This window comes from Kordia sp., assembly GCF_050633145.1.
GTDB lineage: Bacteria > Bacteroidota > Bacteroidia > Flavobacteriales > Flavobacteriaceae > Kordia.
Genome location: NZ_JBOEFY010000025.1, coordinates 1 through 22,375, shown reverse-complemented (window position 1 = coordinate 22,375; position 22,375 = coordinate 1). Strand labels below are relative to the sequence as shown.

General features: G+C 32.3%; 21 protein-coding genes. 14 read left to right on the top strand and 7 right to left on the bottom strand.

Annotated elements, in window-relative coordinates; genetic code table 11:
* Positions 1-30 precede the first annotated feature (30 nt).
* From ACRBBL_RS13075 to ACRBBL_RS13040, 8 genes are all read left to right on the top strand, one after another.
* Positions 31-2,439 (top strand): COR domain-containing protein, encoded by a 2,409-nt coding sequence (locus ACRBBL_RS13075; RefSeq protein ID WP_431369509.1) that lies wholly within the window; start codon positions 31-33, stop codon positions 2,437-2,439.
* Positions 2,440-2,818: 379 nt separating this feature from the next.
* On the top strand, positions 2,819-3,502 hold the full coding sequence (locus tag ACRBBL_RS13070) for a suppressor of fused domain protein (RefSeq protein ID WP_431369508.1): 684 nt from the start codon (positions 2,819-2,821) through the stop codon (positions 3,500-3,502).
* 1 nt (position 3,503) lies between these two features.
* The gene (locus ACRBBL_RS13065) at positions 3,504-3,959 is read left to right on the top strand and encodes a GNAT family N-acetyltransferase (RefSeq protein WP_431369507.1); all 456 of its coding nucleotides are present in this window, start codon (positions 3,504-3,506) and stop codon (positions 3,957-3,959) included.
* Between the two features lie 101 nt (positions 3,960-4,060).
* A complete protein-coding gene (locus ACRBBL_RS13060) occupies positions 4,061-4,897 on the top strand; it encodes a helix-turn-helix domain-containing protein (protein ID WP_431369506.1) in 837 nt (278 codons plus the stop codon).
* A 128-nt stretch (positions 4,898-5,025) separates the two neighbouring features.
* A complete protein-coding gene (locus ACRBBL_RS13055) occupies positions 5,026-5,424 on the top strand; it encodes a GlcG/HbpS family heme-binding protein (protein WP_431369505.1) in 399 nt (132 codons plus the stop codon).
* A 157-nt stretch (positions 5,425-5,581) separates the two neighbouring features.
* Positions 5,582-6,145, top strand: a complete 564-nt coding sequence (locus ACRBBL_RS13050; protein ID WP_431369504.1) for a TetR/AcrR family transcriptional regulator — start codon at positions 5,582-5,584, stop codon at positions 6,143-6,145.
* Between the two features lie 47 nt (positions 6,146-6,192).
* Positions 6,193-6,606, top strand: a complete 414-nt coding sequence (locus ACRBBL_RS13045; RefSeq protein ID WP_431369503.1) for a DUF1348 family protein — start codon at positions 6,193-6,195, stop codon at positions 6,604-6,606.
* Positions 6,603-7,580: an alpha/beta fold hydrolase gene (locus ACRBBL_RS13040; RefSeq protein WP_431369502.1), complete on the top strand. Its 978-nt coding sequence runs from the start codon at positions 6,603-6,605 to the stop codon at positions 7,578-7,580. The genes ACRBBL_RS13045 and ACRBBL_RS13040 overlap by 4 nt, the downstream gene beginning before the upstream one ends.
* Positions 7,581-7,645: 65 nt before the next feature.
* Here ACRBBL_RS13040 and acs read toward each other — a convergent pair whose 3' ends face one another.
* The 7 genes from acs to ACRBBL_RS13005 form a co-directional block, all read right to left on the bottom strand.
* Positions 7,646-9,553 carry an acetate--CoA ligase gene (gene acs / locus ACRBBL_RS13035; protein ID WP_431369501.1) on the bottom strand — a complete coding sequence of 636 codons (1,908 nt, stop codon included), beginning with the start codon at positions 9,551-9,553 and terminating at the stop codon, positions 7,646-7,648.
* 170 nt (positions 9,554-9,723) lie between these two features.
* Complete coding sequence (locus ACRBBL_RS13030) at positions 9,724-10,893, bottom strand: hypothetical protein (protein WP_431369500.1); 1,170 nt, start codon at positions 10,891-10,893, stop codon at positions 9,724-9,726.
* 225 nt (positions 10,894-11,118) lie between these two features.
* The gene (locus tag ACRBBL_RS13025; RefSeq protein WP_431369499.1) at positions 11,119-11,592 is read right to left on the bottom strand and encodes an SMI1/KNR4 family protein; all 474 of its coding nucleotides are present in this window, start codon (positions 11,590-11,592) and stop codon (positions 11,119-11,121) included.
* A gap of 102 nt (positions 11,593-11,694) precedes the next feature.
* Entirely contained in the window at positions 11,695-13,467 is a 1,773-nt protein-coding gene (locus tag ACRBBL_RS13020) for a sodium:solute symporter family protein (RefSeq protein WP_431369498.1), read from the bottom strand.
* A 28-nt stretch (positions 13,468-13,495) separates the two neighbouring features.
* Positions 13,496-13,759: a DUF4212 domain-containing protein gene (locus ACRBBL_RS13015; protein WP_431369497.1), complete on the bottom strand. Its 264-nt coding sequence runs from the start codon at positions 13,757-13,759 to the stop codon at positions 13,496-13,498.
* A 124-nt stretch (positions 13,760-13,883) separates the two neighbouring features.
* Positions 13,884-14,579: a hypothetical protein gene (locus ACRBBL_RS13010; RefSeq protein WP_431369496.1), complete on the bottom strand. Its 696-nt coding sequence runs from the start codon at positions 14,577-14,579 to the stop codon at positions 13,884-13,886.
* 48 nt (positions 14,580-14,627) lie between these two features.
* Entirely contained in the window at positions 14,628-15,431 is an 804-nt protein-coding gene (locus tag ACRBBL_RS13005; RefSeq protein ID WP_431369495.1) for a DNA alkylation repair protein, read from the bottom strand.
* Between the two features lie 117 nt (positions 15,432-15,548).
* Between ACRBBL_RS13005 and ACRBBL_RS13000 the strand changes: the two genes are divergently transcribed.
* The 6 genes from ACRBBL_RS13000 (at position 15,549) to ACRBBL_RS12975 (ending at position 21,982) form a co-directional block, all read left to right on the top strand.
* Positions 15,549-15,962 carry a hypothetical protein gene (locus ACRBBL_RS13000; RefSeq protein WP_431369494.1) on the top strand — a complete coding sequence of 138 codons (414 nt, stop codon included), beginning with the start codon at positions 15,549-15,551 and terminating at the stop codon, positions 15,960-15,962.
* Between the two features lie 8 nt (positions 15,963-15,970).
* Positions 15,971-17,191, top strand: a complete 1,221-nt coding sequence (locus tag ACRBBL_RS12995; protein WP_431369493.1) for a hypothetical protein — start codon at positions 15,971-15,973, stop codon at positions 17,189-17,191.
* A 4-nt stretch (positions 17,192-17,195) separates the two neighbouring features.
* On the top strand, positions 17,196-17,999 hold the full coding sequence (locus ACRBBL_RS12990) for an alpha-ketoglutarate-dependent dioxygenase AlkB (protein ID WP_431369492.1): 804 nt from the start codon (positions 17,196-17,198) through the stop codon (positions 17,997-17,999).
* 144 nt (positions 18,000-18,143) lie between these two features.
* On the top strand, positions 18,144-18,326 hold the full coding sequence (locus tag ACRBBL_RS12985; protein WP_431369491.1) for a hypothetical protein: 183 nt from the start codon (positions 18,144-18,146) through the stop codon (positions 18,324-18,326).
* A 249-nt stretch (positions 18,327-18,575) separates the two neighbouring features.
* Entirely contained in the window at positions 18,576-19,763 is a 1,188-nt protein-coding gene (locus ACRBBL_RS12980; RefSeq protein ID WP_431369490.1) for a DUF1573 domain-containing protein, read from the top strand.
* Between the two features lie 110 nt (positions 19,764-19,873).
* Positions 19,874-21,982 carry a hypothetical protein gene (locus ACRBBL_RS12975; protein WP_431369489.1) on the top strand — a complete coding sequence of 703 codons (2,109 nt, stop codon included), beginning with the start codon at positions 19,874-19,876 and terminating at the stop codon, positions 21,980-21,982.
* Positions 21,983-22,375: the final 393 nt, after the last annotated feature.

The following is a 22,375-nucleotide window of genomic DNA, read 5'->3' as shown; positions in this document are numbered from 1 at the left end:
ATTTCTTATATTTATGTAATATTTTATAACATGGCAAAAAGAAAAAGAAATTCTATTGAAAATGAAAACTTATCTCCATTTGAAGAAGCTAAAAAGTTAATTCTTCAAAATGCAGAACTAAAAGAAAAAGCGCTACATATTCACTTAGGTAATTTAACTGAGTTACCTGTTGAAGTTTGTGATTTAAAACACTTAGAGATACTTTGTTTACATTCTAACAAACTTAAATTTCTTCCTGAAAATTTTAAAAATTTATCAAATTTAAAACGTTTGATTCTTGATGATAATAATTTTCATGAAATTCCCAAAGTTCTTTATGAGATGAAAACCTTGAGAAGTTTAAGCTTATCAAATAATAAAATAAGTAGTATAGAAGATGGAATTAAAAGTTTTGGAGACCTTGATTTTCTGGAATTATCTGACAATGATTTTGGGATTCCTGATGAAATATTAAGCCAAACCCCAAAAGAAATTATAAGTTTTTTATTAAAATTCAAAAAGGGAAATAATACCAGTCTAAATGAGGTTAAAATGATCTTGTTGGGAGAAGCAAACTCTGGAAAAACGGCCTTAGTTGAAAAACTTACTAAAGACACATTTTCTGGAAGAACAGGAATAACCAGAGGGATTGACATAACTGCGTGGAATTATGAAAATTACAAAATAAATATTTGGGATTTTGGAGGTCAAGAAATAATGAGAGCCATGCATCAATTTTTCATGACTGAAAGGACACTTTATCTTTTGTTATGGAACTCTAGAGAAGATGATATCAATGGTAAGATTGAAGATTGGTTAGAGTTAATAAAGACATATGGAGGAAATTCACCTGTAATTCTAGTTTTGAGCAGATGTGATGATGGGAATTTTGATCCAGATGAATTTAGATTAAAAGATGATTATCCAGAAAATTTAAAAGCTGTTATTAGAACTTCTTCAAAGGAAGGAATAGGTATAGAAGATCTTAAGAATGAAATATTTGAATCTTTAAAAGAAATAAATATTCTTCAAGATAAAATATTAGACAGTTGGATTTCTGTTAAAACAGAAGTAGAAAACATAGAAGATAATTATATCAATTTAAGTAAATATTATAACATATGTAAAAAGAATGCTGTTGATAATAATACTGATCAAATTAGTTTATTAAAACTTTTGAAGGATTTAGGCATAGCTTTCAATTATGGAGAAAAAGATAATCCCCATACAACAAATGTGCTAAAACCTGAATGGGTAACAAAAGGAATATATGATATAATAAATTCAAATGAATTATTTCAAAAACAAGGTAAAGTCACTTTAGAAGAAATTAAAAAAATTCTTGAAACTTCAGGAGATTATCAGGGGAAAGAGAACGTGATTCTAGGATTAATGAAACAGTTTGAATTATGCTTTTCCCTGAAAGATACTGAATTTTTGATTCCAGACCTTCTCCCAGAAAAACAACCCTATATTGGAAATGAATTTGATAATAGTCTGCAATTATATTATAAATATGAATACATGACTAAATCAATAATGCCCCATTTTATTGCTAGAATTCATAATTTAAGTAGACATATAGAAGGTGATGAAAGTTGGTATTGGAGATCTGGTATTATAATTGAAAAAAATGGAAATAAGGCATTAGTAAAATTAAATAGTAGAAAAAAAACATTATATATCTATATCATTGGACATAAGGAAACAAGAAGAGATTTACTAGATACTGTGAGAGACGAGCTAAATATCTTACATAGCAATATTAAAGGAGAACAACCTAAAATTATTGTACCAATTCCAGGAAATGAAAAATATACAACGAGCTATAAATCCTTGATTCAATTAGAAAGAGAAGGTAAAAAAGAAATATTCATTGAAGACTATGGCTATACTGATGTAAAGCCATTACTAAACGGGATTGAAGCAGAAATAAAAAGAAAATCAACTACAGAAAAATACAATGAGCTATACTCTACAGAACAACAAAGAAATAAAGAAATAAATATATCAAAATTAAATGATCAGTTAATAAGTTTAAGAAAAAAAGAAACTCAAGCTAAAAAAAAGTTATTTAAACAAACAAAAATCAGAAAAGAAATTGAATTAGAGGCTAATCAATATGCTTCATTTAAAAAAATTTCAAGAAAAAATTTGATAATAACGTTAATTGCGACGCTAATTCTAATTGCAATTATTTTTGTTTCTCTATTTCCTAATCAAAGATTTGTTTTACCATTAATTTCTATAATTTTGGCATTATTAATATTAGGTTACAACAGCCTTGAATTTAAATTTTCTATTAAAGATTGTTATAAAAAATGTTATAAGCAAAGATATGATAGATTAATTAACGAAAAAAATTATGACGATAAAGTAACTCTAAAATTTAGTGAAAATTTAGAAAGAATAAAAATTAATATTCAAAGAATCGAAGACGAAAGGGATTGTTATACATAAAAAGTATCAAAAAGTTTCTAGAAATCTCCAATACATAATTAATATTTAAAATTTTGTATAATTATAAAATCGAGTATTATCAGATTCAATTGAAACACATCTTAGACTTAGGTTCTCGGTTTGCTCGAACTGATAAAAATTTTATTTTGAATCACTTATACGAACATGAATGACTTCTTGTATTAAATTCACATTTAATAATAATTGATTTTTCTGAAAGTAATTAAGACGTTATTATTGAATAATTATGAAAAATAACATAACCTATGTGAAAATTCAAAAACGAATTTTTACTATGCTCTTGTAGTGACAATTTAGAACAACATGAAATTAATTAAATTCTAAAAAATAAAGAAGTATTCCAAAAAGAAACAAATACATGACTACATATAAAAATCCTTTTGCAAATAGAAAATATTATGATCAACATGCTGAATGGATTGGGAATCATTTGAATACATTTTACAGTGATGCGCAAACATCCGTTTTTCATGAAATATCAACTTTTGACTTACATTTAGATGTGTATTTTATACAACCTAAAAATTCAACCTATAATATCCTCCTAACTTCTGGAATGAGCACTTTAAAGATGGATACATCTAAAGAATCGGAATTTGCTGAATTGATGATTATAATACCAAAAGAAGTTGAATTTGATTCGGTTTACACAGGTGAAAAGAAAAACGACTGGATTATTACTATGCTGAAACGAACTGCGAGATTCCCTCACTATTATGATACATGGATAGAAATAGGACATACAATTCAAGCTAATGAAGATTTTACGCCTTACAGTAATGAAACGAAATATGCAGGAGCATTAATCCTTCCATCTGTGACTTTTGGAAAAGATTTTACTGAGATTCATAAGAATGATCGGAAAATCAATATTTACACTATCTTTCCTCTTTACAAAAACGAAATAGAATTCAAAATAGAAAATGGGTATCATAAATTATTAGATTTAATAATTAAGGCTAATAATAAAGAAGTATTGAATTTAAACAGGAAAAATCTAATTCCCAAAAAATCGATTTGGGGAAAATTTTTAAGAAAATAAAATGATCAAAAAACTGCAACATACCAACAAAGAAACAGCTACAGAAATACGTTCCGTTTTTCAAGTTTCGTATGCAGTTGAAGCTAAATTGTTAAAAGCTATTGATTTCCCTCCGTTAAAAAGACCATTAGAAAGTTTTATACATAGTGACAACATATTTTTCGGTTACATAAAAAACAATGAACTGGCAGCAGTTGTTGAAATTCATCATACTGTAAAACAGACACATATTCAGAGTTTGGTAGTTGCTCCAAAATTCTTCCGACAAGGAATTGCATCACAACTAATGGAATTCGTTTTTAATACATTCGATTCCAATTTATTTATGGTTGAAACTGGCGTAGATAATGGTCCAGCAACTACATTATACTTGAAGTTTGGTTTTAAAGAAGTGAAACAGTGGGACACAGACCACGGAATTCGGAAAATACGTTTTGAACGGAGAATTGATATGTAACGCTATTCTTCACGACTTATCAATTTAATTAAAACTCAGAAAAATTACTGCTTATTAAAAAATAAGTAAGAACTTCGTAATACCGACAAGCTAGTAACTCCATGGCAATAGAAAACATTCCCGAAATCTATCTGAAAGACATTAAAAAGAAACCCGATGTATTTGTCTATGATTTTAAGATGACGAATGATGTTGTGAAAAGCAAAGTCAATTTGGGCATGAATATGTTTAGCTTCTTACAAGTTGGAAAGAAGCAAGTTCACTTTGCTGGAAATTCGGTTGCCGTCAATAAAGATCAATCATTACTACTTAAAAAAGGAAATTGGTTGTGGACAGAGTTGTTGGAAACAGAAGCTGTGTATTATTGCAAGCTTTTGTTCTTTTCCGAAAAAGTACTCAAAGAGTTTTTAGAAAAACATACAAAAGCAACACAGACCTTAACAGATGAAGTTCCGTATTTTGTTATTCGGAATGATGCGTATATTACTTCGTACTTAAACTCTTTAGCTACGATTAATGAAGCGCCCGCAATTTTTATGGAAAACTTACTTTCTGTAAAGTTTGAAGAACTCCTACTCTATCTTATCAATAAATACGGAAACACGTTTAAATTGTATTTAGAATCGTTAATCGTTCAAGAAACATCTTCTTTTAAAAAGATTGTGGAAAGTAAAATACATTCCAACTTAAAACTGGAAGAGATTGCCTTTTTGTGCAATATGAGTTTGTCTACATTCAAACGTCATTTTATCAAAGAATATAAGGTTTCTCCAGGGAAATGGTTGCAAAACAAACGGCTACAAAAAGCAAAAGAAATGCTGGAACAAGGAGATTGTAAACCTTCTGATATTTATCTAGATTTTGGCTACAACAACCTTTCAAACTTCAGTATTGCGTTTAAAAATAAATTCGGATTTAGTCCTAGTAAAGTATCTTAAACATTCTTCCTTCTACTATTTTCTACTTTTGACCTTTTTTCATAAATCAATGACCTTTTTTGGTAATATACAAGAACGTTTTCTTCTGTTATTTTGCAGTATTATTTTAATTAGAAAAAAACAACATTATGAATATTACATTAAAACAAGCAGAAAAAATAATTTCAGTAGCACAAGCAAAATCTATTGAAATAGATACTAAAATGAACATTGCAGTAGTTGATGCAGGAGCAAACTTAGTAGCCTTTGCACGTATGGACGGTGCATGGTTAGGTTCATTAGACATCTCAATCAAAAAAGCAAAAACAGCACGTTATTTTGACATGAATACAGGAATTATTGGAGAGTTATCACAACCAGGCGGAGCACTTTACAATATTGAACATTCTAATAACGGATTGATTACTTTTCCTGGTGGCGTACCAATTAAAAACGCAGCAGGCGAAGTTATTGGCGCTATTGGCGTAAGTGGAAGTTCTGTTGAAAACGATCATACAGTTGCAGAAGCAGGAGCTTTGGCACTTTAATACACAATTAACATATATTAAAAAGCGATCTAACATTAGTGTTACATCGCTTTTTCAGTATACATTTCACAGTATTTAATACGCATACAAATCCTTAAATAATTTAGTTTTTTACCAATCGTTTGGTAACTTATAATTTTTGTTTTACATTTGCAGCATGAGACCACAAAAAGTATTAGATAACGACATTTTAATTGGCTTAACCAAAGTTTTTCGTTCCAATGGATATGAAGGTGCTAGTTTAAAAGAGTTGGCTGAAGCTACCGGTTTAAAAAAAGCAAGCTTATACCATCGGTTTCCAAACGGAAAGCAAGAAATGGCAGAAGCTGTTTTTAGTTATATTGATACTTGGATAAAAGAACATATATTTCAAAGTTTACAAAATAAGGAACACACTCCCGAATTGCGCCTAAAAAACGGTTTGGAAGGAATTCGAAGTTTGTATGATAATGGAAAAGAAGTCTGCATTTTTAGAGCCTTATCTATGCAAACAGGATTGGAACTTTTTGAGCAACAAATTAATAGTGGAATGAAGCAATGGATTGATGCTTTTACCGAAATCGGAATTGCTTTAAACCTTGCGCCTACGGAAGCAAAGAAAAACGCATTACAAACATTAATTGAAGTTCAAGGAAGTTTGATTGTCACTAAAGGAATAGCAGATATTTCCGTGTTTGAAAATACTTTATTACATATTGAAAATAGATACCTCAACACTTAAAAAAATTTAATTAATTCATTTACCGAACGTTTGTTAAAAAATAAATAATGATAGAAAAAAAATATCCTTTGCCACCTTTTACGAAAGAAACGGCAATACAAAAAATTCAAATGGCAGAAGATGCTTGGAATAGTAAAGATCCTATAAAAATATCGAAAGCATATTCGCTTGGTACCGAATGGAGAAATAGAAACCAATTTATCAATGGAAGAACCGAAGTGCAAGCGTTTCTCGCTGACAAATGGACCAAGGAACTCGATTATACCCTTAAAAAAGAACTTTGGTCATTCCATGAAAATCGCATTGCAGTTCGTTTTGAATATGAATACAGAAATGAAACTGGACAATGGTTTAGAGCCTATGGCAATGAAAACTGGGAGTTTGATGAAAACGGATTGATGCAAAAACGCTACGCAAGTATAAATGATCTTGCCATTAACGAATCTGATCGAAAATTATGAAAAAAATATTCCTAATGCTAGTTGTAACAACGTTTATGATTGCAAGTTGCGAAACAGAAAAAGCACATTCAGCACAAAAAGAAATAGCTCAAGTAGAAACTATGGCAAACATAGCAGACATAAGCTATAAAACGATTAAAATCAACAATGTAAATATTGCATATCGCGAAGCTGGAAATCCTAAAAATCCAACAATTGTATTGCTACATGGGTTTCCTGCATCTTCACATCAATATAGAAAAGTGTTACTTTCCTTAGCAGATGAATTTCATTTGATAGCTCCAGATTATCCAGGTTTTGGTAACAGTGATTTTCCATCTCCAAATGAATACACTTATACTTTTGACACTATTGCACGAACAATTGATGCTTTCCTAGAACAAAAAAATATCAATTCGTATGCATTGATGGTACAAGATTATGGTGCGCCTGTTGGTTTTAGAATTGCAACTGCACATCCAGATAGAGTTACAGGAATCATCACGCAAAACGGAAACGCTTATGAAGAAGGACTTGGCGATGCATGGAAAGGTATTAGAGATTTATGGGCAAATAGAAATGAAGCTACCGAAAAAGCATTGTTGCCTATATTCTCATTAGAAGGTTTGAAATGGCAATACACACACGGAACACGAAATCCTGAATTGGTAAACCCTGATAATTGGCATTTGGATTATTACCGTTTTCAAAGACCAAATGCGCATAAAGTACAGCTCGATTTATTTTATGATTATCAGAATAACGTAAAGTTATATCCAAAATGGCAACAATATATTAGAGATCATCAGCCGCCTGTGTTAGTTGTTTGGGGAAAGAATGATGCTTTTTTTCCAGAAAGTGGTGCAGCAGCTTTTAAGAAAGATGCTAAAAATATCGATTATCACATATATGATACAGGACATTTTGCTTTGGAAGAAGATGGTATAGACATCATGCAAAAAATACGCGTTTTTATGAGGAATTTATCTAACTAAGATGTTATAAAAAAGCTCCTTGAAATTGTATCAAGGAGCTTTTGTATAGTATATAATTGTTGTTATTACAAAGCGTTGTCCATAATATCTTGGACAACTTCTGGGTTTAGTAATGTACTTGTATCACCTAAGTTACTAGTATCTTTACTTGCTATTTTTCGTAAAATACGTCGCATGATTTTTCCAGAACGTGTTTTTGGCAATCCCGCAGTAAATTGTACTTTATTTAATTTCGCAATTGGACCAATTTGTTCGGTAATGATTTGATTGATTTCTTTGCGAAGATTGTCATGGTTTCGTCCTTCTCCCGTTTCTTTTAGCGTAACATAACCATACAATGCATTTCCTTTGATGTCATGTGGAAATCCGACAATGGCAGATTCCGCCACAGCAGGATGTTCGTTGATCGCATCTTCAATTGGTGCAGTTCCTAAGTTATGACCAGAAACAATAATAACATCATCTACTCTACCTGTAATTCGGTAATACCCAACTTCATCGCGCAAAGCACCATCTCCTGTAAAATATTTGTTTTCATAAGCTGAAAAATACGTGTCTTTATATCGTTGATGATTTCCCCAAATAGTTCGTGCCATACTTGGCCAAGGAAATTTAATACACAGTCGTCCATCTACTTGATTTCCTTTAATTTCTTGACTATTTTCATCCATCAATGCAGGTTGAATTCCTATAAAAGGCAAGGTTGCATAGGTTGGTTTTGTAGGTGTTGCAAAAGGAATTGGCGTAATCATAATTCCACCTGTTTCTGTCTGCCACCATGTATCTACAATTGGAGCTTTTCGTTTTCCAACATTATCATCATACCAATGCCAAGCTTCTTCGTTGATAGGTTCACCAACAGTTCCCAATACTTTTATAGATGATAAATCGTATTTTTCTAAATGTTCTACACCTTCTTTTGCTAAGGCACGAATGGCAGTTGGTGCAGTATAAAATTGATTGACTTTGTGTTTTTGTACAATTTCCCAAAAACGTCCATAGTCTGGATAACTTGGAACTCCTTCAAACATTACAGTCGTTGCACCGTTACACAACGGACCATATACGATATAACTGTGTCCTGTAATCCAGCCAATATCTGCCGTACACCAATACACATCTTTTTCTTTATATTGGAATACGTTTTTAAATGTGTACGCGGTATATACCATATAACCAGCCGTAGAATGTACCATTCCTTTTGGCTTTCCGGTTGAACCAGAAGTGTATAGTATAAATAATGGATCTTCTGCATCCATGATTTCTGGCTCACAATCTGTATAGGCTTCATCTAGTAAAGGTTGCAACCAATGATCGCGTCCTTCTTTCATTTGAATTTCTGAGTTGATTCTTTTGGCTACCAACACACTTTCTACACATTCACAATCTTCCAAAGCATCGTCTACAATTCCTTTTAAATCGATGGTTTTTGCACCACGATACGAACCATCACTTGTAATGACCATTTTACAGCTAGCATCATTGATTCGAGTTGATAAAGCTGTTGCTGAAAAACCTGCAAATACTACGGAATGAATCGCTCCAATTCGCGCGCAGGCTAAAGTTGCTATTGCCAATTCGGGAATCATCGGTAAATAAATACATACACGATCGCCTTTTTGAATGCCTTGTTCTTTTAATACATTGGCAAAGCGACATACTTTTTCGTGCAAATCACGATAGGAAATATGTTGTGCTTCTTCTTCTGGGCTGTTTGGTTCAAAAATAATCGCCGTTTTATCACCACGAATGTGTAAATGACGATCAATACAGTTTTCTGTAATATTTAGTTGTGCACCTTCAAACCATTTTACTTCTGGTTTTGTAAAATCCCAGCTCAACACATTGTCCCACTTTTTGCGCCACATAAAATGTTCTTCGGCGATTTCTTCCCAGAAAACCTCTGGATTTCGAACTGATTTTCGATATACTTGATAGTATTCTTCTAAGTGTTTTATGTGATAATTACTCATGGTTGGTTTACGTCGTTTTGAAGGTTTATTTTTCTAATTATAGTTTCTGTGTAATCAGTTTTATTATGAGTTGTTGTTGTTTTTTAAAGTTGCGGATTAATTTACGAAGAATTTTTTCACTTCCAATTCTAAAATGAGTTCTATAACATTCTTCTTCCTTTTCTTTCTTTCTAAAACATTGCTGATCTATAAAATTTTAAATCATCGTTTGGGAAAAAATTATCTTTTAACTTCCACCAACTAAAAAAATTAGATTGATTTAAACTACTATATCCATTCATTGTTTTATAAAAAACATCTTTAAAAAGGCCGTTTCTTTTGTAATAAAAAACCAAATGGATATTCCTTTTTGAATCGTGATAGACTTTCATGCTTTTTGAATAATCTACTTTATCAAAGTCTTCTTTTTTAAATACTTCTTTTGCTAGTACCCTACCATCAGCAGCTTCTTTAACTCTTTCTTTAGCAACTAATTGATTATTTTTAAAGTGATAATATATACATATTGAACCGTTTTTTACGTTACTAGTTTCAATTAAAGTATACGTTTCATACGCTGTAAAGTTTGATTTTACTGCTTCTAACGATTCTGTTTTATCTAAGTAATATTGAATACTTGAAAGTTTATGTTCTTTAAATATTTCTATCTTTTTCACAGCTTTATTTTCATAGGTAATCTTCTGATAATAGTTTAATTGATTTATGAACTCTTTAGAAGTTTGAGTTCCTATTTCGGTCAAATATTCAGTATTTTTTTGAGTTTTTTTATGAAGTGATTCTAGATAAGGCCCTTGAGGATGTACTTCTTCGTTTTCCAAATAACTTATATTTTGAAAAGGAAAATATTTATGTTTCATTTTGGAAAAATCAGACAGTTTAAACGTTTCTATCTTATCTACTATTCCTTCTTCATCTTCTTTACAGACATAGCATTCTCCTTCTCGATAACTGTAATTACAAGACAATAAGAGTTTTCCAAATTCGTCGTGATAATATTTTTCATAATCTACAGATGAATTAGAACCATAAGAACCTTTATTTAATTCATTATTCATGTTAAGGTCTTCTTTTGCTTTTAATGCAATCACATTATTATGTACTGTAACATATATATCATATAGAATAAAGCTTTGACCATAGGTTTCTTTGTTGATAATTAAATAGTTGTCATAATCTTCTTTTTCAGTAAAAGTAGTTCGATAAATTCCTGCAATAGTTCTACTTCCATTTACAAATTTTGTACTGGCTACTTTATCAATTGTATTCTTTATGGAATCTTTTTTAGCGCTTGAAATTTGGAAATACTCTGCATAATTATTGTTTATTTTATTGTTTTTCATTTTTTTACTCAATAACAAATCGTCATGGTACCCTAACTCAAAATAATTATGTTTAAGATTTTTAGCTTGTTTTTCGTTTATAGTAAACCCAAGCATTGTTTCATACGCTACTCGGTTTACCTCAAGTGATGTACAACCCTGGAAACAAGAAAAAAATAGTAATATGTATAGTGTTTTTAATTTCATTTTATACAGGAATCATTGGTCAAGTATTTCGATAATCTCTTATTCTTCATAAGGAACATCTTCCAAACCATTTATAAAGTCTTCGAAAGATGGTGCCACGTAAGTAGGCTCATCATCACTTTGATAAATCGAATAAATTTTATGATCATCTTTACCTATACACAAGAAAACTCCACCACCGCCAGAAGCAAAAGGATATAGCGTAGATGTAATATTATCTACAAGTGCTGGATGTTCTAGTGTAGAACGAACATTACGAACATCCACACCTTCTGGTCTTTCGCCTAGACCCCATATTTCTCCTATCATAAAAAATTCATCTACTGAATATCCAAAATTTATGGTTCCTCCATCATAACTATTTACACTACTATAACCTCCATTTTTAAATAGCATAAACTCTTTATATGATTGAGGTAATATAAGGTTATAACTTGTTAAAAAAGTTTCATATTGTTCTTCGGTGAGTTGCTCACCGCCTCTTTTTAATTGTAACTCGTTTAAATCTCTCATAATTTATTTATTCTACTCTCTGCTAGCGCAACTATCTCGCTTGTATCTATAAAAAACTACTCACTATTAGATATCTACTCGCTTGTATTCTCTTCTTTATGTTTAATGATCAGAAGCTTCGCCTGCTCCAGAAGGTATTCTAATGTTTTCTACCAGCTCTTGCACTTCTTTTGGTGGCGCAGGAGTCAATCTTGAAACTACTATGGAAACAACAACGTTTACAAACATTGCTATTGTTCCAAATCCTTCGGGCGATGTTCCAAACCACCATTCGCTTTTCGGTAAGGGTTCTAGTACGCCGATAAGTCCTGTTTTGTAACGAATCATGTAGTATAACATTAATACAATTCCAACGACCATTCCTGCAATAGCGCCTTGTTTATTCATTCGTTTGTCAAAAATTCCTAGAATAATTGCTGGGAAAAATGATGCTGCCGCCAAACCAAATGCCAAGGCGACGACGGCGGCGACAAATCCTGGCGGGTAAATTCCGAATAAACCAGCAATGATGATGGCTACAAAAATTGCAATTCGCGCAGCTAATAATTCACCTTTGTCTGAAATATCTGGTTTTAATTGTTTTTTGATTAAATCGTGAGAGATGGATGTTGAGATTACGAGTAACAATCCTGCGGCTGTAGATAATGCTGCTGCCAATCCGCCAGCGGCAACTAAAGCTATGACCCAATTCGGTAATTTTGCAATTTCCGGATTTGCCAATACCATAATATCTCTATCTACATACAATTCATTTTTTTGCATGGTTGCATTGGAAACCATGCGTTCTCCGTGTGTTCCTCTTTCTGCTGTGTATTGTGGTTTCCCAACTAAAGCATCTCCAGCTACATATTGAATTTTTCCATCGCCATTTTTATCTGACCAAGCAATTAATCCTGTGTTTTCCCAGTTTTTGAACCATTCTGGAATCTGTTCGTATTCGGTATTACTTACCGTTTCAATCAAGTTCGTTCTAGAGAATACTGCAATTGCTGGTGCTGTTGTGTATAAAATTGCAATGAATAGTAATGCCAATCCAGCTGATTTACGTGCGTCTTTTACTTTTGGTACGGTAAAGAAACGTACAATTACATGAGGTAATCCTGCCGTTCCGACCATTAATGCAAGTGTGATTGCAAATACATCCCAAGTTGATTTGGTTCCGCTGGTATATTCATTGAAACCGAGTTCTGTATGCAGTGCGTCGAGTTTGTCCAGCAGAAACGTTCCGCCTTCTACTTCTCCTCCCATTCCTATTTGCGGAATGATGTTTCCTGTCATTTGCATAGAAATAAAGAATGCTGGCACCATAAATGCGAAGATGAGCACGCAATATTGTGCTACTTGTGTATACGTGATTCCTTTCATTCCGCCTAAAAAGGCAAAGATTAACACCACCGACATTCCTATGATAACTCCAATATTAATGTCTACTTGCAAGAACTGTGAAAATACAATTCCCACACCGCGCATTTGTCCAGCAACATAGGTAAACGATACAATTAAGGCGCAAATAATGGCTACTGTTCTTGCAGTGTTTGAATAGTAACGATCTCCAATAAAATCGGGCACCGTAAATTTTCCGAATTTCCGCAGATATGGCGCTAGTAATAATGCAAGTAATACATATCCGCCTGTCCATCCCATTAAAAATACAGAACCGTCATAACCCATAAAGGAAATCAATCCGGCCATGCTTATAAAAGAGGCTGCACTCATCCAATCGGCAGCAGTTGCCATACCATTTGCTAAAGGAGAAACACCTCCGCCAGCAACATAAAATTCTTTGGTTGACCCTGCTCTTGCCCAAATTGCGATTCCGAAATAAAGGGCAAATGTTACCCCAACTAAGATCCAAGTCCATGTTTGTACACTCATGTTTTTTTGCTTTTAAGTTGTGATCAAATTATTCGTCGAAACCGTATTTTTTATCTAGTTTGTTCATTAATCGGACATAAACGAAGATGAGAATTACAAATACGTAGATAGATCCTTGCTGTGCAAACCAAAAACCTAGTTTAAATCCGCCAAGTCTAAATTGGTTGAGTTCTTCTCTGAATAGAATTCCGCAACCATAGGAAACCACAAACCATATAGATAATAAGATGAGCAGGTATTTTATGTTTTCTTTCCAGTATGCTTTTGCGCGTTTTTGCTTGTCATCGGTCATAATTGGTTGGTTTTATAAGTAAATCAAGATTTGAAGTCCTTATTTTGAATTACGCTTACTAATATACATATTGATTTTAATTTACAACTACTTTTTCTACCAGTAGCTTAATTCGTTCTACATACTACTGGATACTTACTTTACTTGAATCAAAGTCAATTTCTTTTAAATATGAAAAGGCGCTTTCGTTTGCTAAAACGGTTAGTCCTTCAACTTTTTCTATAGCTATAAAACATTCATTCAATGCTCTTCCAATACTATAAAAATTGGTCATATCGAGTATTGGATTTTTTTTAGATAGCAACGTTTCAAACTTTGACGTTAATTCCTCTTTATCAGAAATAGTCAAACCTCCAATCAATTTTATTCGATACGGATTTTTGTTTATTTCTTTTATTGGAGAAACATCAAAGAAATACTGCTCTAGTAATTCTATATAATTTTGAGATTCAAGAGCTTCAATATTTCTCTTTACTAAACCAATTAGATCGCACATAAAGTCTTGTTCTTTAGACCCAGAAATTGGTGATCGAAATTCAGCTGAACTCTCTTTGTTATCTATCTTTAATCTTAGATTAACGGAAACACCATCTAAAATAACTCTTGAATCTGATTGCGGGTCAATCGCGATCTCTCTTGCTTTGGAAACTATTTTTTTGGCAGCTACTGAATCCAATTGCTTTTTAATCCAAATGTTTCCAGAGTCCTTGAAATGACTGTAAGCTTCTTTCGTAAACAACAAAGTCCAATCACCTTTATCTTCTTTTATTTCAAAAAGAGATGTATTAATATGTGATGGCCATATTGCTACTTTTAACATTGAATAGGAAATTTTATGTAACGTTTCTGTGCTTTTAGAAAACTTAATTTACTTTTTCAAAATTGTTCGCATGCCTCTTTTAATGATGTATGCTGTTTCCTTGGTGTCTGATTCCTTTTTCCATTGTGTACAAAGTGCGGTTACCCAATCTGGTTGTGATTTGCTGGCATCGTTCAACCAATTTCCAACGGCATCACGCACATATTTTGAAACATCCGATTGTAAAGGTGTTAGTACTGCTAAAGCTTTCGCTGGATTTTCCTGAAAAGCAGCTATTTTCTTCGTCCAAACGCCAACTGGTCGCAAAGATTCTACTGCAAAACGGCGAATGTTCTCGTCGCTACTCGTTGTCCATTTGGTTAGCAATTCTACGGAAGTGCCCAAATCGGTAATCATGCGTTCTTTAGTGGCAAAGATTACGACTTCGCGCACGCCAAAATGTGTATCGGCAGCATACGGTTTCATTGCGTTTAATAAATCGGGAATCGAATCGCGCTGTGTACTTTCTGCCCAACACGCCCAACATCGTACCAAATCGGAAGTATGCTTCTTGAGTTCATCATAGATCTTTTTATCAGCAGTAAGCAATCCGAATGTTTCTCCAATCACTTTTGTGTTGCTATTGGCTGTTGGTTTTTTTTGTGCATGTACAGCCACTTCAAAATCGGGATACCAAGTTGATTTCCCAATAGAATCTAACACCAATTTTAATAAAGCTAGTTGATCGGCAGCCAACCATTCCATTAAGTTTTTTGTTTCTATCAAACCTTTGTTTAAATATTCAACAACTTCTGGATTGAGGTCTTTTAAACTTCTTGGTCCTTTTCTATTGGTTATATGGTCTGGAATCATGTTTTATTTTTTTGAAGTTTCTAAAGTACGGAATTTAAGATCATGTTAATAGCTTCATAAAACATTTTGATATGCATTTTTGAAAAGATATCTTTAGAGTGTTTAGAATATAAAAATATGAGAATTATTATTGCTTTATTGTTTGCGCTAGGTATTGGAAACATGTATGCGCAAGAGAAAAATACTGTAACAAACGATTCAAACAGTCCAGACTATCTGTATTGGGATTTATCTTGCGAAAACGGCACAAAAGAAGCAAAAGCAGATTTTAAAAAAGGAAAATATAACTGTTACTCGTACGGTATGATTATCTATAAGGACTATGAATTTTATAAATTTTTCGAACAGTATTTAAAGAAAACATATAAAATAAACACAGATAATAAAGGTTGTGTAGTTTCTGATTACTCTGAATGTTATTCTAAAACCATGACAGCATTGGTGAAAGAGAAGTTTGGAAAAGATATCTTTACTCGTGCTAAAAAAGAAGCTAAAAAACTATATGCAAATCATACGCCTAAGAAAAATTAATTACCAAAATGTACACTGAAAATAAAATCTCCAAAACAAAAAATATACTTCTAGCTTTAACTGATATTGAAAAACAAACCGATGAGTTAAACTATTTAGTTAGAAACTTTTGTGGCGCTTTGGCGGAAAGCGTTTCTGAAATTAAGAAGCATCACGAACATGTGTATGCTTTTGGAAATATTACAAAAATTGAAAATATTGATCGTACTGTTTATGTAATTCGAGAACTTTCGAGGAATTACGAACAGCTTTCTACTAAACATATTCAACTTATATCTTTGGGTGAAGTTCCAATAATTGTGCATAATGCTGGCGTTTATTTTAGAAGTTTCTTTCATGAATATGATACTTATTTTGATCAGATTAAATCCGAACATGAGTTTCAGCATTTAACCGAATCTAATAAGCAATCGAACGCTTTGCGAAAGGGAATTTATTTGAGTCAAGTTTCAAAAGAAAACACAAACGATGGTAACGAACAGTTACATTTTCACTTGCTGCGTTGTTCGAGTAATTTATCCGGCCCGACCGATAATTTCCGCAAAACAGATCAAAGTATCATTACAAAATTAAATACAGCTGCAGCAACCGTTTTTGAAGATAAAACTTCCTTAAATCATGTGTTGGCACAGATTTATGAGAATAGAAAAGACACCGATGAAAGAGCCAAAGAACGCAAAGCAAAAATTAAAGCGCACTCGGATAAAACCAAGGATATGGACAAAAATGGTCTGATTGCTTTTTGCACGTTTTATGACCACTCGCAATTTGAACATTTGAAAGCCTCTAAAACTGATCGATTTGATTGGTGTTATGGAAAAACTACAGGTTTGACAAGACTTCATTTTAAACTAAAAAAGTCCGTTACAGATGAAAGTCTAGAAAAAGAATTCAGTGTGACTTTGTATCCAAATTCTGTGTTTATTATTCCGCTTTCTACGAACAGATTGTACACACATGAAATTAGACCTTCGCAACTGAATGTAGATCGCATTCCAACGCGAATGGGCTATGTAGTTCGTTGTTCGAATATGGGAGCTGTCTTTATGAATAATGAAACTTTTATTAAGGAAAATAACGACCTCATCAAACTAGAGGAAATGACTAGAGAAACCTTGTCCGAATTGCGAGATACGTATTATGAAGAAAATGTTTCAGAACGTAAAATCGCTTATGGAAAAGTACATTTTAGCATGAATTTGGGCGATTACCAAAAACCTATTTTTTGAAATTATGATAGAGAAAAATGGCTTTTATCAGTTTTCGCTTTCGCTGGAAGATACACTGTTTGATTCGTTGTCCAAGTCTGCTGTTTTTGAAGATGTTGGTAAAGGCAGAAAAGGCAATCATTTGGTGAAAATGAGCGATAAAGGCATTCCGCTTGTGCGAACAACTACAAAGTATACGATTCCTGCGCATGATTTTTCTAGCATTCACAACATTATTGCCGAACAGATAGAAAGTACTGTAAAAAACACTCCTGAGATTCCGTTTTCTGAAGTTTCATTCAATAATGCGTTGATTGAAATTTACAATGCAGAATATACTAAAATGAAATACCATTCCGATCAATGTTTGGATATTGAACCAAGTTCTTTTATTGCTTTGTTTTCTTGTTATGAACAGCCAGAAGAGGTTTCAAAACACATGTTGCGAAAGTTAAAAGTGAGAGACAAAATCGCAAATAAAGAGTTTGAGTTTTTGCTGGAAAATAATTCGGTTGTCTTTTTCTCTGTTGCGAATAATTCAAAGTTTCAGCATAAGATTGTATTAGAACCTATTTCTGGCAAAAAAGAAGTCATTCCAGATAATAGATGGTTAGGCATTACGTTTCGCACTTCAAAAACTTTTATTCACTTTAAAGATGAATTACCTTATTTTTCTGATGGAACCTTACTAGAATTGGCTAATGAAGAACAACGAAGAAATTTTTATATGACACGTGGCGAAGAAAACAGAAGTATGGATTTTGAATATCCTACCATGAAATATACGTTAAGTGAAAGTGATTTGATGTTGCCTAAAAAAACAATATAAAAATAATCTACAATTATTTTTCTGCTCGAAAGTATGCGTTGATTAATAAGAACAGCTACTATCTTAAAAGTTTTATGGCATTCCCGTAACTCCCTGATTATTATTTGTTTTATCTTTTTTATTATTAACCAATAACTTTATAACATGTTAAAATTAATTTTAAATTTAGGTTCAGAATTAACCAAACCTGAACAAAAGAAAGTCAATGGTGGTCGCGGTCTTAGTGCCTGTTGCAATCCTACAACTCATTGTTGCGATCCTTGCAGCAATCCTAGTTGTTATGCTTATGGAGATCCAAATGCTTTTCCAGTTGCATATTGTATTTAAGATTTAATCTTATTAAACTGCTGACTCGGGAAAACATTAGCAGTTTTTTTCTTTAAAACGGTTCTTTTATTCTAAGATTATTGATCTCAAATTAGTTATCAATGAAAAGGAAAATACATACACTTTCCGCTCTGCTAGATGTAAGCAAAATTAATAAACCTTGCATTTTTTCCTTATAGTTGGGTATAAAATATGGCATTCTTTTTTTGTATTTTAGTCGCCTTTAACACACTACCGATATATAACCTCATGATAAAAAGATTTTTTACGATACTTCCGTTGTTTCTCATTTTTAACCTCAATGCACAAAGTAAGGAAGAAAAAGTGCGAACACTTTTCCAATTCAATGGATTTGAGCAAGTTTTTAACGACATTCTAAATCGTATGATTGCTGAGCAAAAAAGTAAAAACCCTTTTGCAGAAGCAGACTATTGGACTGCCTATAAAACAAAAGCAGTAAAGCTTGGTTTGAATAAGATTTTTTTAGAAAGTATGCCTAAAGTTTATGAAATCTATTCTGAAAAAGAACTCAACCAATTGATTGAGATTTATAAAAATGACAAACAAAAATTATTATCTGATAAACAGACACAATTGACAACAACTATGGGGCCAATTGTATCGGGATGGAGTGAATATATGTACGGTAAATTAGATGCCGTGACCAATAGAAGTGCTACATATGACTTTTCTATTGAATCCATTCAATTTGAAGAAGTTGATCCTAAAACGAAAACACCTAGCGTGATTGAAATTGTCAATAAAGATGATTTACTCTTGGATACAGAACATAATTTAGGCACCTACCTCATCGATTTTGGAGATGTTACTGACAAAGAAAATATTGTAAAACATATTGAGGTTAAAAATGTTTCTGATGTAGTGATAGAACTTACAGAATCATTGTTTCCGCGAAAAACAAGCTATGAAGTAACACTTGAAAAAAAGTTTGTGCAGCCAGGAGAAACTGTGAAAATACTTGTTACCTATAAAAATGCAATTATCAGTGGACGAATGTATAATTCTGAGACAATTGGAATAAAAGAACATAATACTGCTATTAATTTTGGTGTCAAAATTCAAGGTTCTGATACTCGCAAAATAGAAGTTCGTTTTGATAAAGAAACTAAAGAAGCACCAAACTTTGCAACTGGATATTCAGATCCTATTGTGTTCAATTTTACGAATACAGGTCAAATTCCTTTACAGGTTATGAATGTCGATTCAGATAATGAAGTTGCATTAATCACCTATTCTAAATCTTTGATTCAGCCAAACGAAAAAGGGAAAATATTTGTGGTGTTATCTACAGAAGCTATGGAAGTTTTCAAAAAAACGAGCATTGCTACAAACCTTACCGTAGAATTTAAAAAAGAAAACGAGCATAGTTTTAGTAATCATGCTGTAGAAACCATTAAACTTAGCATAAAAGAATAATTTTTCCTCAACTAAACCATCTAGATACTCAACAGACATGACAACTGACTCATTTTGAATATGATATTTAAAAATGTTATGATATGTTTGAGTAACTAAAAACACCAAAAATGTTGAAAAGAAGTATTATTCTCCTCTGTTTGTTGATTTCTTCAAGTGTATTTTCGCAATTGAAAACATTCGATTTTCTGGATCATAAACTCCGAAAAGGTGACATGAAGACCTTGTATGATCTTGCGGAATATTTTGACAGCGAAGAAAAGTATGTTGAAACTTTAGGTTATCATATCATTCATACAACAGAATCGAACGTGGCAAAAAGAATTGTTCGTGAAAATTCTATGTTTTTACCCACCGAGATTGTGATTGACACTGCAACTTCATCCCAAGATTTTAAAAAATTCCTTTCGGACAATCGTGCAAGTTTAACATTTTCTAAGTTAGCCGATGCTTTTATACTTACGCCTTTTTCTGAACGAAAAACTAGGTATGAAATTGTTGCATTAACTCCAGATAAGATCCAAAATCTTAATACTAGAAGAAATGAATTGCTCAATTTTGCTTGGGTAAAAGACAATGAGATCGATCAACTTATTAAAGAGAAAAATCCGCGTGCCTTGTTGGAGATTGCTTCTGTACTTGTAAAAAGACGCTATCATCATGATGAATATTCGTATGATCAAAAAGATATGACAGATTTACTTTCGGTATTGACCAATTCATACATTGCTGTTCCACAAGAACATAATATAATGAGTTATCATATTGAAAATGATTTTTATGAAACCTCTAAAGTCAATTTACTGACCTTTTTTGCGAATCATTATAAAGATTACAAGTGGAATGCTACTTTGAATATTTTTGAAAATCCTTCGTTATCTATTAAAAAAGTTGACAAAGAAACTGGTTTGTTTGAAAAGTTAGTCAGTAAAAACGATACAATCGCCCTAAACGCTTTTATAGAATTGAGTACTTCGGATATTGAAAAAGTTACAAAATTGGCGAACGAATATGATCGTTCAAGGATTAGAGCTAATTACAACATTCCTACATTTCCATATCGTTTTTTAAAACAACTTGTGTTATTTACAGATTATTGCAAAAAAGAACAAATTGACTTTACAGGTAGTGAAACATTGCAACATAAGATTGCCACTTTACAAACTAATTTGTCTTTTAAAGAACGTAGACAACTTGAAAATGAATTAATCAATTTTTTAACATTAGATACTGTTGAAGCTTTTGAATATTGGGCTGCTGTATATTCGAACAAATGGGGTTTTACGTATTCCGCAGGAAGAATTCTGGATACATTTTATTCTAAAAATTGGAATGAACTTGTACGTACTAAAAAATATCTCAAAAACTATGTATTAAAAGCAAGATGGTTTAAAAGGTTAGGAATCATCGGTTTTTGCAATCTTTATTTAGTCAAGTTTACGGGCGCAACTCCCGAAGTTTTAAAAGCATTAGAAGAAGTTTCTATCGATACTGAAATTTCATCAGACATCGTTACTAAAGCAATCAAAATTGCAAAAACACCTATTGTATATATTGAAAGAGAAAAAAAATCATCACATGCAAATTCTACGGAAAGACTTAAAGATTTTCAAAGTGAATTCAAAAAAATTATGGCTTCACAATTGGATAGTACAGAACTAAAGAAGAAATTAAATTATGCTGTTTCACGAATTACATACGAGCAAATTGGAGAAGCACTGAAAGCCATTGAAGCATTTCCTTTTAAAAACTATTACCTCAAATATTCGTTTCTAGAACGTGACTTTGGTTTTTCGCACATTCCATCTATAACCGATAATAAAAACAGAGCTGATTTCCTTAAAAACTACCAAAAATATTCAGAAGAAGAAATGTATCGATATTCGCTAACACAAGCCGGTATTGAATTTACCAATGCTGACAAAACACTGAATTATGATACGATCTATGAGATTTTAAAATACGACATTAATATAGCCTTTGCAGGTGGCGGTGGCGGCGCTCAAGATAATGGCGTCTATGCCATCATTAAAATTTTAGAATTAACACATAAAACTACGCTTGGCTATCCTGATAAATTTTGTACTTCAAACAGCATGTATGGTTGTACTTCAAGTGATAGAGCTGCTGCTTGGAGAAACTATTTAAAAGTAAACAAGCTTTTACAAAAAGAACATAACGAACCTGTTTCGTTTGCGTATGAAGGAAAAGAAAAGTAGACGTATTGTCTACTTTTCTTAAAGATATCTATAGATTTTATTCTGTTGGAATATTCATAGGACATCGCGGAATACTTGATTGCTGTGTAAAGCAATGTCTGCAAGAAATATCAATACAAATAATGGCTTCATTTATTAGATTGAAATAAAAAAAAGACTATCACATATTCCTGTGATAGTCTCCTAACATGCGTCAAATCTGCCCTACAAATTGACGTCTTACTTATCATAACCTAAAAAAATAAGATCTTTAACCCCATTAAAAGTTCATTCCTGGAAATAAAACACGATTAATCATAGGTGTAAGTGCTGCAGAAGTATTTGCTCCAACAGTCACGGCATTTGCATTATATGTCTTGCGCTCTACCGCTTTTGTTTGGTTTGGTAATTTCA

Excerpts from the sequence above, each read along its gene's own strand:
- ACRBBL_RS12995 (WP_431369493.1), top strand. The coding sequence starts at position 15,971 with ATGTACACTGAAAATAAAATCTCCAAAACAAAAAATATACTTCTAGCT.
- ACRBBL_RS13045 (WP_431369503.1), top strand. The coding sequence starts at position 6,193 with ATGATAGAAAAAAAATATCCTTTGCCACCTTTTACGAAAGAAACGGCA.
- ACRBBL_RS13015 (WP_431369497.1), bottom strand. The coding sequence starts at position 13,759 with ATGACCGATGACAAGCAAAAACGCGCAAAAGCATACTGGAAAGAAAAC.
- ACRBBL_RS12980 (WP_431369490.1), top strand. The coding sequence starts at position 18,576 with ATGATAAAAAGATTTTTTACGATACTTCCGTTGTTTCTCATTTTTAAC.
- ACRBBL_RS13050 (WP_431369504.1), top strand. The coding sequence starts at position 5,582 with ATGAGACCACAAAAAGTATTAGATAACGACATTTTAATTGGCTTAACC.
- ACRBBL_RS13010 (WP_431369496.1), bottom strand. The coding sequence starts at position 14,579 with ATGTTAAAAGTAGCAATATGGCCATCACATATTAATACATCTCTTTTT.
- ACRBBL_RS12990 (WP_431369492.1), top strand. The coding sequence starts at position 17,196 with ATGATAGAGAAAAATGGCTTTTATCAGTTTTCGCTTTCGCTGGAAGAT.
- ACRBBL_RS13020 (WP_431369498.1), bottom strand. The coding sequence starts at position 13,467 with ATGAGTGTACAAACATGGACTTGGATCTTAGTTGGGGTAACATTTGCC.
- ACRBBL_RS13000 (WP_431369494.1), top strand. The coding sequence starts at position 15,549 with ATGAGAATTATTATTGCTTTATTGTTTGCGCTAGGTATTGGAAACATG.
- acs (WP_431369501.1), bottom strand. The coding sequence starts at position 9,553 with ATGAGTAATTATCACATAAAACACTTAGAAGAATACTATCAAGTATAT.
- ACRBBL_RS13070 (WP_431369508.1), top strand. The coding sequence starts at position 2,819 with ATGACTACATATAAAAATCCTTTTGCAAATAGAAAATATTATGATCAA.
- ACRBBL_RS13040 (WP_431369502.1), top strand. The coding sequence starts at position 6,603 with ATGAAAAAAATATTCCTAATGCTAGTTGTAACAACGTTTATGATTGCA.
- ACRBBL_RS13055 (WP_431369505.1), top strand. The coding sequence starts at position 5,026 with ATGAATATTACATTAAAACAAGCAGAAAAAATAATTTCAGTAGCACAA.
- ACRBBL_RS13060 (WP_431369506.1), top strand. The coding sequence starts at position 4,061 with ATGGCAATAGAAAACATTCCCGAAATCTATCTGAAAGACATTAAAAAG.
- ACRBBL_RS13075 (WP_431369509.1), top strand. The coding sequence starts at position 31 with ATGGCAAAAAGAAAAAGAAATTCTATTGAAAATGAAAACTTATCTCCA.
- ACRBBL_RS12975 (WP_431369489.1), top strand. The coding sequence starts at position 19,874 with ATGTTGAAAAGAAGTATTATTCTCCTCTGTTTGTTGATTTCTTCAAGT.
- ACRBBL_RS12985 (WP_431369491.1), top strand. The coding sequence starts at position 18,144 with ATGTTAAAATTAATTTTAAATTTAGGTTCAGAATTAACCAAACCTGAA.
- ACRBBL_RS13005 (WP_431369495.1), bottom strand. The coding sequence starts at position 15,431 with ATGATTCCAGACCATATAACCAATAGAAAAGGACCAAGAAGTTTAAAA.
- ACRBBL_RS13025 (WP_431369499.1), bottom strand. The coding sequence starts at position 11,592 with ATGAGAGATTTAAACGAGTTACAATTAAAAAGAGGCGGTGAGCAACTC.
- ACRBBL_RS13030 (WP_431369500.1), bottom strand. The coding sequence starts at position 10,893 with ATGAAAAACAATAAAATAAACAATAATTATGCAGAGTATTTCCAAATT.
- ACRBBL_RS13065 (WP_431369507.1), top strand. The coding sequence starts at position 3,504 with ATGATCAAAAAACTGCAACATACCAACAAAGAAACAGCTACAGAAATA.